The sequence below is a fragment of the Amycolatopsis sp. Hca4 genome (genome assembly GCF_013364075.1).
GTDB lineage: Bacteria > Actinomycetota > Actinomycetes > Mycobacteriales > Pseudonocardiaceae > Amycolatopsis.
The window spans coordinates 9,453,482-9,465,730 of the sequence record NZ_CP054925.1 but is presented as its reverse complement, the minus strand read 5'-3'; the positions used below and the strand labels follow the sequence as shown (position 1 = coordinate 9,465,730).

Annotated in this window: 11 protein-coding genes; 5 read left to right on the top strand and 6 right to left on the bottom strand. The window is 69.9% G+C overall.

What is annotated here, in order from left to right; all coding sequences use genetic code 11:
- Position 1: 1 nt before the first annotated feature.
- Entirely contained in the window at positions 2 to 1,231 is a 1,230-nt protein-coding gene (locus HUT10_RS43220; protein WP_176176492.1) for an ABC transporter substrate-binding protein, read from the bottom strand.
- A gap of 128 nt (positions 1,232 to 1,359) precedes the next feature.
- Here HUT10_RS43220 and HUT10_RS43215 point away from each other — a divergent pair, with 128 nt between their 5' ends.
- Positions 1,360 to 2,370: a LacI family DNA-binding transcriptional regulator gene (locus HUT10_RS43215; RefSeq protein ID WP_176176491.1), complete on the top strand. Its 1,011-nt coding sequence runs from the start codon at positions 1,360 to 1,362 to the stop codon at positions 2,368 to 2,370.
- A gap of 260 nt (positions 2,371 to 2,630) precedes the next feature.
- Here HUT10_RS43215 and HUT10_RS51460 read toward each other — a convergent pair whose 3' ends face one another.
- From HUT10_RS51460 to HUT10_RS43200, 3 genes are all read right to left on the bottom strand, one after another.
- Positions 2,631 to 2,768, bottom strand: coding sequence for a hypothetical protein (locus HUT10_RS51460; protein ID WP_254897271.1), 138 nt, complete (start codon positions 2,766 to 2,768; stop codon positions 2,631 to 2,633).
- A 105-nt stretch (positions 2,769 to 2,873) separates the two neighbouring features.
- Positions 2,874 to 4,412 (bottom strand): alpha-L-arabinofuranosidase B, encoded by a 1,539-nt coding sequence (locus HUT10_RS43205; protein ID WP_176178309.1) that lies wholly within the window; start codon positions 4,410 to 4,412, stop codon positions 2,874 to 2,876.
- A gap of 242 nt (positions 4,413 to 4,654) precedes the next feature.
- Positions 4,655 to 5,056: a helix-turn-helix domain-containing protein gene (locus HUT10_RS43200; RefSeq protein WP_176176490.1), complete on the bottom strand. Its 402-nt coding sequence runs from the start codon at positions 5,054 to 5,056 to the stop codon at positions 4,655 to 4,657.
- Positions 5,057 to 5,174: 118 nt separating this feature from the next.
- On the opposite strand from HUT10_RS43200, the gene HUT10_RS43195 reads away from it, so the two are divergent.
- Entirely contained in the window at positions 5,175 to 6,032 is an 858-nt protein-coding gene (locus HUT10_RS43195; protein WP_176176489.1) for an SDR family oxidoreductase, read from the top strand.
- A 45-nt stretch (positions 6,033 to 6,077) separates the two neighbouring features.
- Here the strand turns inward: HUT10_RS43195 and HUT10_RS43190 are convergent, their stop codons facing one another.
- Positions 6,078 to 6,299, bottom strand: a complete 222-nt coding sequence (locus tag HUT10_RS43190; RefSeq protein ID WP_254897270.1) for a hypothetical protein — start codon at positions 6,297 to 6,299, stop codon at positions 6,078 to 6,080.
- A 206-nt stretch (positions 6,300 to 6,505) separates the two neighbouring features.
- Here HUT10_RS43190 and HUT10_RS43185 point away from each other — a divergent pair, with 206 nt between their 5' ends.
- Together HUT10_RS43185 and glgX are read left to right on the top strand one after the other, a co-directional pair.
- Positions 6,506 to 7,372, top strand: coding sequence for a manganese catalase family protein (locus HUT10_RS43185; protein WP_176176487.1), 867 nt, complete (start codon positions 6,506 to 6,508; stop codon positions 7,370 to 7,372).
- Between the two features lie 137 nt (positions 7,373 to 7,509).
- A complete protein-coding gene (gene glgX / locus HUT10_RS43180; RefSeq protein ID WP_176176486.1) occupies positions 7,510 to 9,690 on the top strand; it encodes a glycogen debranching protein GlgX in 2,181 nt (726 codons plus the stop codon).
- An 8-nt stretch (positions 9,691 to 9,698) separates the two neighbouring features.
- Here glgX and HUT10_RS43175 read toward each other — a convergent pair whose 3' ends face one another.
- Positions 9,699 to 10,178 (bottom strand): DUF4383 domain-containing protein, encoded by a 480-nt coding sequence (locus tag HUT10_RS43175; protein WP_176176485.1) that lies wholly within the window; start codon positions 10,176 to 10,178, stop codon positions 9,699 to 9,701.
- Positions 10,179 to 10,412: 234 nt separating this feature from the next.
- Between HUT10_RS43175 and ctaD the strand changes: the two genes are divergently transcribed.
- Positions 10,413 to 12,185, top strand: coding sequence for a cytochrome c oxidase subunit I (ctaD, locus tag HUT10_RS43170; protein ID WP_176176484.1), 1,773 nt, complete (start codon positions 10,413 to 10,415; stop codon positions 12,183 to 12,185).
- Positions 12,186 to 12,249 lie beyond the last annotated feature (64 nt).

The window sequence follows — 12,249 nt, the reverse complement described above, 5'->3', positions numbered from 1 at the left end:
CCTACTTCGCGGACGCGGCGGTCGCCTGCGCGGCCGCGAGCGCGACGTCGGGGGCTTTCGCGCCGCTGAGCGCGGCCTGCACGCCACCCCAGAGCGGTTCGGAGATCCGCGGGTACCGGGTGCCGAGGTTGTCGCCGGTGCGGCCCTTGGCGACCTTCACCGCGTCGACCCACACCTTCAGCTCCGGCTGGGCGGCGACCTGCTTCTCCTGCACCGACGGCACGGCGGAGACGTAGGTGAGCGCGGTGTCGGAGTCGAGCACGTTGGCCGGGCTGGTCAGGCAGGAGGCGATCCTGCCCGCGGTCTTCTCGGCGTCCGGGCTGCTCTGGACCGGCACGGTGACGAACTCGCCGCCGGTGGGCGCCGGGGCCGCTCCCCCGGTGCGCGCGGGGATCGGCAGGACGCCGTAGTCGAAGCCGGCCTTCTTCGCGTTCTGCAGCTGCCAGGTGCCGTTCTCGGCGAAGGCGTAGTCACCCGTGGCGAACTCCTGCCAGCTGGTGGTCTGCGTGTTGCCGACCACCGAGTTCGGCGCGTACCCCTTGTCCAGCCAGGACTTCCACTGCGCGAGCGCGGCGACGGCGTCGGCCGAGGCCAGGTCGGTCAGGTTCGCGCCCGCGCCCCAGAACCACGGCAGGAACTGGAAACTGCCTTCTTCGGTGCCGATCGCGGAGAACGTGATGCCCTTCTTGCCCGCGGCGTGCACCTTGGCCAGGCCTGCGTCGAGGCTCGCCCAGTCCTTCACCGAAGCCGGGTCGACGCCGGCCGCGGTCAGCACGGCCTTGTTGTAGTAGAGGGCGAGCGTGTTCGCCCCGATCGGGACGCCGTACACCTGGCCCTTGACGTCGGCGGCGGCGAGCAGGTTCGGGGCGACCTGCGAGGCGTCCAGCCCGGTGTCCGCGTTGGACTTGAGCACCCCGCCTTCGGCCAGTGTGGAGACGACCGGGTTGTCGACGACCAGGACGTTCGGCGCGGTGTTCTGCTGGGCGGCGAGCAGCACCTTGTTGGTGAGGTCGGTCGTGTCGAACGCCTGCCGCGCGATCTTGACACCGGCGTCGGCACCGCACTTGTCGATCACCTTCGCCCACGCGGAGGTCGCGTCGAACTGCGGGTAGGGGTCCCAGACGGTGAAGGTGCCGCCGGAAGACGAGGGGGCCGTCCCGGAGGAGCAGGCGGCCAGCGCGGTCGCGGCGACGGCCACCGACAGCAGCCGGATGAGGGGGTGACGCTTCATGGGAGGTCCTTCCCGTCGTCGAACCGGTTCGATGATCGAGGCCGCGTCACCGTAAACCTCGTGGACACTTCAACGCAATACCGCATGCACTACGATCGAACCGGTTCTGGACGACGGTCGGGAGTGGCATGAACATCGGGGAGATCGCGCGGCGGGCCGGGGTTTCGCGCAGCACCGTGTCGTACGCGCTCAGCGGCAAGCGACCGGTGTCCGCGGCCACCGTGCAGCGCATCAACGACGTCATCGCCGAGCTCGACTACCGGCCCAACGCCAGCGCCCGCGCGCTGGCCGAAGGCCGCACGCGCACCCTCGGCCTGGTCGTCCCGCCGGCCAGCAGGCGGCTGACCGACGTCCAGCTGGGGTTCGTCGGCAGCGTCGTCGACGCCGCGGCGGCCCACGACCTCGACGTCCTGCTCTCCCCCAGCGGCGGCGACCACGACCGCTCGTTCGAGCGCATCGTGACCGGACGGCGCGTCGACGGCGTGATCCTGATGGAAATCCTCCTCGAAGACCCGCGGGTCGAGCGGCTGAGCCAGGCGAGCCTGCCGTTCGTCACGATCGGCCACGTCGAGCACCCCGGGGCGTCCTGGTGGGTGGACGTCGACTACGGCGGGCTGATCACGCGCTGCGTGCACCACCTCGCCGACCTCGGCCACGAGGACGTCGTGCTGATCAACCGCTCGGCCGAGCTCGTCGCGGCGGGCTACGGCCCGGCCCTCCGCTCGGCGACGGGCTTCCTCGAGGCCACCGCGGCGCGGGGCCTGACCGCGCGCACGGTGTGCTGCGCCGACGAAGCCGCGGCCGGGCTGGCCTGTTTCGAGCAGATCCGGACGCAGTGGCCGTCGGTGACCGCGGCGGTGACGATCAACGAGGCGGCCCTGCCGGGTGTGCAGCGCGCGCTCCACCGGGCCGGGCTCGAGGTCCCCCGCGACTTCTCGCTGACGGGCGTGATCGCCGAGCGCCTGGCCGAGGACTTCCACCCCCCGCTGACGGCGGCGAACGTCCCGGCCACCGAGCTGGGCCGGCTGGCCGTGGACCTGCTCCTGGCGCAGATCGCGGACACCGGCGCCCAGCCGCGCCACGCCTTGCTGCAGCCGCCGATCTCCCTGCGCTCCAGCACCGGCGCCCGCCCCCGCTGACCAGCGGGAACCGCAGTCGAACCGGTTCGACTGCGGTTCGGCGGGCGAACACCCCCAGGTCGATCGACTCGCCGAGCGAGCCGGGCCTGTTCCTTCGCACTGCCGGCCGCGTGGCACATCGGCAGGACGGTCGCGCCGACGATCCGGCGGCCCGCCGCGTGCACCCGCCCCGGGCCCGGCCGAGGTGAACGACCCCGGCGTGGAGGTCTCCGGCGGCGGGAAGGTGTGGTCGCCGACCGGTGCTCCCGGCGCGTACACCCTCACCGCCACGTGGTCGCCGCGCCGGACGAGCAGCGGCAGCGGCCCTGGAGCGCGGACTCCGTCAGCGTCACCCACCCCGGCAGCGCGGCTTCCGCCGTCGCCGGGCTCAGCAGGAAGGCGGAAACGGCCAGGACCACCGCTGTTCGACGCCAGACGCATCCGGGAATCCTTTCCGGTGCGCGGGCGGGGAAAGCGCTGTCACGCGCCCGGGCCGGGCGCGTGACAGCGGTTCGGATCGGGGATCAGGACGCCCAGGGCGAACTGACGAGCCAGCTCACGTCGTCGTTGTAGGAGCTGCTGCTGTCGAAGGTGTTCGGACCGCCGTTGGCCGCGATGTAGCCGACGTTGGCGTAGTGGCGGACGTACCGGTCCGGGAAGTTGAGCGATCTCAGCGAGACGCCCTGGCCGTTGCGGCCGGCCTCCGGGCAGAAGGTCGCGTCCTGGGCGAACAGCGAGCTGCCGTCGTTGGCCTGCAGGTACAGCCGGTAGTTCTGGTGCCGCAGGTACTGCCCGGCCACGTTCTTCGACTCGAACGACACGCACGAACCGCTGCCGAGCCCGGTTCGGACGGTCCAGGAGGCGTTGCCCTTCTCCGTGGCGGAACTGCCGTTGCCGATCACCGCGGTGTCCACAGTGGACCCGGTGTGGTGGACGTACCGGTCGGTGCAGCACGCGGTGGTGGCCCGCAGCGACACGGACGTCCCCGGCGTCAGGCCGGTGCCGGCGGAGCTGGTGGTGTAACCGGCCGCGGTGATGTTGGCCTGCACCGCGTTCTCCGTCGTGTCCGAGGGATAGCCGGACGTCATCACGCCTTCGTAGAAGGTGCCGCGGGCGCCGATGCTGTTGTCACCGCCGATGCCCAGGATGATCGCCCCTTCCTTCTTCATCGGGTTGTAGCCGGAGACGTTCGGGCGCACGCCGTCGTAGAACGTCGACACGCCACCGGACTGGGCGTTGCCTCCGCGGATCGCCCAGTGGTTGGGGCCACCCTTGACGATCGCGGTCAGGAAGCGGTGGCTGATGCTGGGGTCGTTGGCGTTGTAGTGCTGGTTGACGCCGGAGAACAGGCCGTTCTCCAGGTCGGCCATGATCCACGGCCCGTTCCCGGCGCCGTATCCCCAGACCTTGATGTTGCCGAAGTAGATCGCTTCCATCGTGCCGTTGCCGTTGTCCCGGCTGTTGCGCTCGGCGTTGCCGTAGTCGAAGCAGCAACCACCGTTGTAGTGCGTGCCGTCGAAGATCGCGTACATGCCCTCGGGCTGGTCGCCGGTGGCGATGCCGTTGGTGTTGTTGTTGCGGTAGCCCGTTCCGGGTGCGACGTAGACGCCGTAGGCCTTGTGGCCGCCGACGGTGATCGGCGCGGCGGTGGCGTTGGCGAGGTTGTCGTAGCCGCCCGCGGCCGGGCCGGAGAACCCGCCCGGCGGGGCCTGGGTGAGCCGGTTGTTCCGGCCGGACTGGTCGTAGATGACCGTGATCAGGCAGGTGGTCCCCGCGCAGAACGCGTCCTGCGCGGCCGCGTCCGCAACGCCTCCGGCGGCCAAGGGGGCGATGTCACGGGTGGCGCTGTCGGACGCGCGCCGGACCTGGTACAACGGCCCGGCGTAGGCGCCGTAGAGCGCGCGGGTGGTGGAATGCGCGGCCACACAAGGAGTTCCGCCGGACGCGTAGATGTCGCACGGGCCCTGGGTGGCCGCCTGGGACGTCCCGCCGGCGGCCAGCAGGCCGGCGACGAGCGCACCGGCGGCGGCGAGGGCCTGGACGAGGGGCGGGGACGGGCGTATCTCGGCTGTCGTGCCATGGGTGATCTCCCGCTGGGGTACGGAAATCGTCGATTCGACAGGGACGCGGGCCGGCGACGGTGCCAACCTCCTCCTCGATCACCGACACGCAGGAACGGCACAAGCGGAGCGATTGTGAGCGCTAACATAACTCCCGCGATACGCGAGCGCAATGGCCGGTCAACCGGCCATTGATTTCGACTGTTTCGAGATCGCCTTGTCCCGCAACGGGTTTCGGCGCGTCGTCAGGCGCTCGCGGTCTTCGCCTCGTCGTACCGCGCCTGGGCCGCCACCACACCGGGCACGCTCGCCTCGAGGACCTCGATGAGCGCCACCAGCCGCTGCGCGACTTCCCGCCCGCTGGGCGTGAGGCTGTACTCGACGTGCGGGGGGATCGTCGGCCGCGCTTCCCGGTGCACGAAGCCGTCGCGCTCGAGCGCCTGCAGCGTCTGGGCGAGCATCTTCTCGCTGACCCCCTGCACCCGGCGGCGCAGGGCGTTGAACCGGAACACCCCGTCGTTCAGCGCGGCGAGTGCCAGCACTCCCCACCGGCCGGTCACGTGTTCCAGCACGGCCCGGGAGGTGCACGCGGTGCTGAACACGTCGGCGACGAGGGCCTCGTGCTCGGCGTCAGCTTGTCGATCCACGGCTCGATGCTACCTGAGAGTTTGCACAATGGATGTGACAGCGCTAACAATGAGTTGGTACTTTCGAAAAGTTAGTACATCCTCCAGGGACAGATACTTGAACATTCAAGGAGTCCTCATGATCGTCGTCACCGGCGCCACCGGCCACCTCGGCAAGCTCGTCGTCGAAGGCCTGCTCGAGAAGCTCCCTGCCGACCAGGTCGTCGCCGCGGTCCGCACCCCGGAGAAGGCCGCGGACCTGGCCGAACGCGGCATCGAGGTGCGGCGCGCGGACTACACCGACCCCGCCAGCCTGGACACCGCGCTCAAGGGGGCCGACAAGGTGCTGCTGGTGTCCGGCAGCGAGGTCGGTCAGCGCGTCGCGCAGCACCAGGCGGTCATCGAAGCGGCGAAGCAGGCCGGCGTCCGCCATTTCGTCTACACCAGCGCCTCGAAGGCGACGACGTCGAAGCTCGCGGTGGCCCCGGAGCACAAGGCGACCGAGGAGCTGATCGAGGCGTCCGGCCTGACCGCCACGATCCTGCGCAACAACTGGTACAACGAAAACTACGTCGAAACGATCAAGCAGGCCGCCCGGACCGGCAGCTTCGTCGGCAGCGCCGGTGACGGCCGCGTCGCCAGCGCCACGCGGGCCGACTACGCCGCCGCCGCGGTCGCGGTGCTGACCGGCGAAGGCCACGAAGGCAAGATCTACGAGCTCGCCGGCGACGTCGCCTGGTCGAACGCGGAGCTCGCCGCCGAGATCGGCAAGGCCACCGGCCGCGAGATCAGCTACGTCGACCTGCCGGGCAACGAGCACGCCAAGGTCCTCACCCAGGCCGGCCTGCCGGAGCCGCTCATCGGCTTCCTCGTGGCGATCGACGGCGACATCAAGGACGGCCTGCTAGCCGAGACCACGCCCGACCTGCGCACCCTGATCGGCCGCCCGACCACGCCGATCGGCGTCACCGTGGCCGAGCTCACTGCCACCCGCTGAGCCACCGCACGGTGGGGAGTCCCCGGGCGGGGCTCCCCACCGGCGTCACAGCGCCCGGCCGGGCTTCCGCTGCGAAACGCTGGTCTCCCGCAACGGCGGCTGCCAGACCCGGGGTTCCGGGGACTCGCCGTCGTCGCCCGGCTGGTCCAGCGGGTCGGTCCCGTTCTGCCAGCGAGCCCAGTGAGCCGCGCACATCCTCCGCCAGAGGGCCGGCTCGTCGCACTGGTACCGCCGGCAGGACGGCACCCGCTCCTGGTGATCGCTCACGTATCGCTCCACTCGCCATAAGACATTCCGCGTTCAACTATCACAGCGACGCTGACGTTGTCGATGCTCACCCGCCGTGCGTTACCGCGCCGCGGCGCCGGAGCAGAGTCGCCGGGATTGCCGCGCTTAACCCTCCGCTAACCGGGAAAGCCCCCCGGACCGCCGACCTCGCGGCGGTACCACCCCGGACGACGGAGGGAATTCTCGTGTTCCGTCACACGAAGCTGCTGCAGTTCGAAGCCAAGCCCGAAAAGCCCGACGCCGTATACGCCCGCAAGCTCCAAGAGCTCATCGGCGGCGCCTTCGGCGAGATGACCGTGACCATGCAGTACCTGTTCCAGGGCTGGAACTGCCGCATCGAAGGCAAGTACAAAGACCTGATCATGGACACCGCGACCGAAGAAATCGGGCACGTCGAAATGCTCGCCACCATGGTCGCCCGCCTCCTCGAAGGCGCACCCGCCACCGCCACCGCCGAAGCCGTCAAAGACCCGGTGATGGCCGCCACCCTCGGCGGCATGGACGTCCAGCAAGCCATCGTCGCCGGCGGCGGCGCCCTCCCCGCCGACAGCAACGGCTACCCCTGGAACGGCAGGTACATCATCGCCTCCGGCAACCTGCTCGCCGACTTCCGCGCCAACGCCGCCGCCGAAGCCCAAGGCCGCCTCCAAACCGCCCGGTTGTACAACATGACCGACGACCCCGGCGTCAAAGCCATGCTCCAGTTCAACCTCGCCCGCGACACCGTCCACCAGAAACAATGGCTGGCCGCCATCGAAGAACTCCAAGCCGACGGCCTCGAAGGCGACATCGCCCCCGGCGCCCTGCTCGACGAAGAAGACCAAACCCACAACCACACCATCTGGCACCTCTCCGACGGCCCCGACGGCGCCAAAGGCACCAGCTGGACCACCGACGCCGGCATCGAATACCTGATGGACCCCGAACCCCTCGGCGGCCCCGGCACCGCACCCAAACCCGACCCCGCACTCTTCGGCACCTACGCCCCGCTGCAGGACGCCAAGGGCACGGCGAAGGGCAAGGCCAAGGAAGGCAAGAACAAGCTGACCTGACCCGGCCCGGTGCGGGACCGCGTCCCCGGCGGTCCCGCACCGGCTGCTGCGTCCGGGTGAGGAGGCCGACGTCACGGTGTCCGAACTGCACCGGCTGGGTATCCCCGGCGGAGATCACTCGCACCCGTGGAGGCCCAGTGCAGCCTTGGCCCGGTTCCCCCTACCCGCTCGGGGCCGATTACGACGGCGTCGGCACCAACTTCGCCCTCTTCTCCGAGGTCGCCGACCGCGTCGACCTCTGCCTGTTCGCCCCGGACGGAACCGAGACCCGGGTCCGGCTGCCGGAGGTCGACGGCTTCGTCCACCACGGCTACCTGACCGGCGTCGGCCCCGGCCAGGAGTACGGCTTCCGCGTCCACGGACCGTACGACCCCGCCCGCGGGCTGCGCTGCAACCCCGCGAAGCTCCTGCTCGACCCGTACGCCAAGGCCGTCACCGGCAAGGTGGACTGGGACGAGTCGGTGTTCGGCTACCGGTTCGGCGACCCCGGGGAACGCAACGACGACGACTCGGCGGCGCACACCGTCCGCGCGGTCGTCGTCAACCCGTACTTCGACTGGGCCAACGACCGGCCGCCGAAGGTGCCGTACAACGAGACCGTCGTCTACGAAGCCCACGTCCGGGGGCTGACGAAGCTCCACCCGGACATCCCGGAGGAGTTGCGGGGCACCTACTCCGGCCTCGCGCACCCGGTGATGATCGAGTACCTCCAGACCCTCGGCGTCACGGCCGTCGAGCTGATGCCGGTCCACCAGTTCCTGCACGACCACGCCCTCACCGAGCGCGGCCTGGCGAACTACTGGGGCTACAACACCATCGCCTTCTTCGCGCCGCACAACGAGTACGCCGCGTCGATCATGTCCGCCACGCCGGGCAGCGAGGTGCACGAGTTCAAGGCGATGGTGCGGACGCTGCACGAGGCGGGCATCGAGGTCATCCTCGACGTCGTCTACAACCACACCGCCGAGGGCAACCACCTCGGGCCGACGCTGTCCATGCGCGGCATCGACAACCAGGCCTACTACCGGCTGGTCGAGAACGACCCCCAGTACTACATGGACTACACCGGCACCGGCAACTCGCTGAACGTGCGCCAGCCGCACACCCTGCAGCTCATCATGGACTCGCTGCGGTACTGGGTCACCGAGATGCACGTCGACGGCTTCCGGTTCGACCTCGCCGCCACCCTCGCCCGCGAGTTCTACGACGTCGACCGGCTGGCCACCTTCTTCGACCTGGTGCAGCAGGACCCGGTGGTGAGCCAGGTCAAGCTGATCGCCGAACCGTGGGACGTCGGCCCCGGCGGCTACCAGGTCGGCAACTTCCCGCCGCTGTGGACCGAGTGGAACGGCGCCTACCGGGACACCGTCCGCGACTTCTGGCGCGGTGAGCCGGCGACGCTGGGCGAGTTCGCCTCGCGGATCACCGGCTCGTCGGACCTCTACCAGAGCGACGGCCGCCGCCCGTACGCGTCGATCAACTTCGTCACCGCCCACGACGGCTTCACGCTGAACGACCTGGTGTCGTACAACGAGAAACACAACGAGGCCAACGGTGAGGACGGCCGCGACGGCGCCGACGACAACCGGTCGTGGAACAGCGGCGCGGAGGGCCCGACCGAGGACGAAAAGGTCCTCGACCTGCGGGCTCGCCAGCGCCGGAACCTGATCGCCACCCTGCTGCTGTCCCAGGGCGTGCCGATGCTCCTGCACGGCGACGAGCTCGGCCGCACCCAGCAGGGCAACAACAACGCCTACTGCCAGGACAACGAACTGTCCTGGGTGGACTGGTCACTGCTGGAGCACAACCGCGAGCTGTTCGAGTTCACCTCGGCGGTGGTCGACCTGCGGCGACGGCACCCGGTGTTCCGCCGCCGCCGGTTCTTCGCCGGCCGCCCGATCCGCCGCGGCGACGAACTGCGCGACATCGCCTGGTTCACCCCGGCCGGCGAGGAGATGACCGACCAGGACTGGGAGGCCGGCTTCGGCCGCAGCATCATGGTCTTCCTCAACGGAACCGCGATCCCCGACCTCGACGCCCGCGGGGAGCGCGTCCTCGACGACTCGTTCCTGCTCTGCTTCAACGCCCACGACGACGACCTGACGATGACGATCCCCGACGGCTACGGCGAGGAGTGGGCGATCGTGCTGGACTCGGCGGCGGGCGAGGTGTTCCACCGGTCCGTCGGCGGCGTCCTGGTCGGCAGCGTGTCGGGCGACCGGCTCTCCACCCCGCGCACCGTCGAGGGGCACGGCGAGCTGGTGGTCGGCGGCCGGTCGCTGACGGTGCTGATGCGCACCAAGGAGCCGCACGCCTGATCCGGTGGTCAGCCGAGGCCCGGGCCCCGCGCCGCGTGCGGGCCCGGGCCGTCCGCGCGGCCGGCGCGGGCGGTCAGCAGGCCCAGGGCGATCATGCCGACGCCCAGGCCCAGGTGCAGCCAGTTGTCCGCGGTGTTGACCGGCACGAAGTTCGCGTCGCTGCCGTGGTCGACGAGCAGCCCGTACAGCCAGAGGACGAGGTAGACGGCACCACCGGCGACGAGGAACAGCCGGGCACCGCGCGGGGTGCGGGCCGAGGCGAGCCCGACGACGCCGAACAGCAGGTGGACCAGGTTGTGCAGGACCGAGACCATGAACAGGCCGAGCAGCATGGCCATCGAGTCGTGGCCGGCGAAGCTCAGCTGGTCGTAGTGGGTGGTGATCCCCGGGACGAAGCCGAGCACGCCGACCAGCAGGAAGACGACCGCGACGACCGCGGCGGCGACCTGGACGGGTGTCCGGCTGCGGGTGTGGGTGGCGGTGGACATGGCGGTTCCCTTCGACGGTTCGCGCCGTGGCTGGGCCCCGGTGGCCCGGCCGGTCACCGGCGCGACGCGGGAGGGCATACCCGGCCGGACCGCCACCAATCGCCCGCCGGCGTCACGCTCCGGTCGCGCACGGCGGTGGCCGGACGGCTGATTCCCCCGGAAGACACGTGTAGCCGCGCCCCGGCGGGGTACGCGCGCCGGAACAGTTCGTTCCCGGCACCAGGTGGGAGTCCGATGACCGACACGGTGGCACGCCCGGCTCCGATCCCCCACCGGCCGGTGTGGCGGGGTCCGCGCGGCGCGACGCTCCTCAAGACCATCCGGACCACCGACCACAAGACGATCGGTGTGCTCTACCTGACGACGTCCTTCGGGTTCTTCCTGATCGGCGGCCTGACGGCGTTGCTGATGCGGGGCGAGCTGGCCCGGCCCGGCCTGCAGTTCCTGTCACCGGAGCAGTACAACCAGCTGTTCACCATGCACGGCACGATCATGCTGCTGCTCTACGCCACCCCGAACCTGTTCGGCTTCGCCAACTTCGTCCTGCCGCTGCAGATCGGCTCACCGGACGTGGCCTTCCCGCGGCTCAACGCGTTCTCCTACTGGCTGTACCTGTTCGGCGGCCTGGTCGTCCTCTCCGGGTACCTCACCCCCGGCGGCCCACCCGACTTCGGCTGGACCGCCTACACGCCACTGTCCAACGCCATCCACTCCCCCGGCGTCGGCGGCGACCTGTGGATCGCGGGCCTGATCGTCACCGGCCTCGGCACCATCCTCGGCGCGGTCAACATGGTCACCACCATCGTGTGCCTGCGCTGTCCCGGGATGCTCATGTGGCGGATGCCGATCTTCACCTGGAACATCCTGTTCACGTCGGTGCTGATCCTGCTCGCGTTCCCGATCCTCACCGCGGCCCTCTTCGGACTCATGGCCGACCGGCACCTCGGCGCCCACGTGTTCGACCCCGAAAACGGCGGCGCGATCCTCTGGCAGCACCTGTTCTGGTTCTTCGGCCACCCCGAGGTCTACGTGGTCGCGCTGCCCTACTTCGGGATCGTCACCGAGATCATCCCGGTGTTCAGCCGCAAACCCCTCTTCGGCTACAAGACGATGGTGTTCGCCACCATCGGCATCACCGCACTCTCGGTGGCCGTGTGGGCCCACCACATGTTCGCCACCGGGGCGGTGCTGCTGCCCTTCTTCTCCTTCATGACGTTCCTGATCGCCGTGCCCACCGGGATCAAGTTCTTCAACTGGATCGGCACCATGTGGAAAGGACAGCTGACCTTCGAGTCGCCGATGCTGTGGTCGGTCGGCTTCCTGGTCACCTTCCTGCTCGGCGGGCTGACCGGGATCATCCTCGCCTCGCCACCGCTGGACTTCCACGTCCACGACACCTACTTCGTGGTCGCCCACTTCCACTACGTCCTGTTCGGCACGATCGTCTTCGCCACCTTCGCCGGCATCTACTTCTGGTTCCCGAAGATCACCGGCCGGATGCTCGACGAACGGCTGGCCAAGTGGCACTTCTGGACGACGTTCATCGGCTTCCACACGACGTTCCTCATCCAGCACTGGCTCGGCGACGCCGGCATGCCCCGCCGCTACGCCGACTACCTGTCCGGCGACGGCTTCACCTGGATGCACACGGTGTCCACCATCGGCGCGTTCATCCTCGGGCTTTCGGTGCTGCCGTTCATCTGGAACGTGTTCAAGAGCTACCGCTACGGCGAGCCGGTCGGCGTCGACGATCCGTGGGGCTACGGCAATTCCCTCGAATGGGCCACCACGAGCCCGCCGCCCCGGCACAACTTCCTGGAGCTGCCGAGGATCCGGTCGGAGCGCCCGGCGTTCGAGCTGCACTACCCGCACATGATCGAACGGATGCGCGCGGAAGGCCACATCACCCGCGGGCACCCCGAGGGCAAGCCGTCCCCGTTCGAGGTGGCGGCCGGCGCCACCCAGCCCGACGAGCAGGGGAACAGCGACGACCCCCGCGGCCGCTGAGCACGGGAAAGCCGCCGGAACCCTGGCCCCGGCGGCTTCCCCTGCGGCTTCCCCTGCGGCTTTC

What these genes read in the sequence shown, in the direction of transcription:
- HUT10_RS43175 (WP_176176485.1), bottom strand. Translation starts at nt 10,178, where the DNA reads ATGTCCACCGCCACCCACACCCGCAGCCGGACACCCGTCCAGGTCGCC.
- HUT10_RS43220 (WP_176176492.1), bottom strand. Translation starts at nt 1,231, where the DNA reads ATGAAGCGTCACCCCCTCATCCGGCTGCTGTCGGTGGCCGTCGCCGCG.
- ctaD (WP_176176484.1), top strand. Translation starts at nt 10,413, where the DNA reads ATGACCGACACGGTGGCACGCCCGGCTCCGATCCCCCACCGGCCGGTG.
- HUT10_RS43195 (WP_176176489.1), top strand. Translation starts at nt 5,175, where the DNA reads ATGATCGTCGTCACCGGCGCCACCGGCCACCTCGGCAAGCTCGTCGTC.
- HUT10_RS43215 (WP_176176491.1), top strand. Translation starts at nt 1,360, where the DNA reads ATGAACATCGGGGAGATCGCGCGGCGGGCCGGGGTTTCGCGCAGCACC.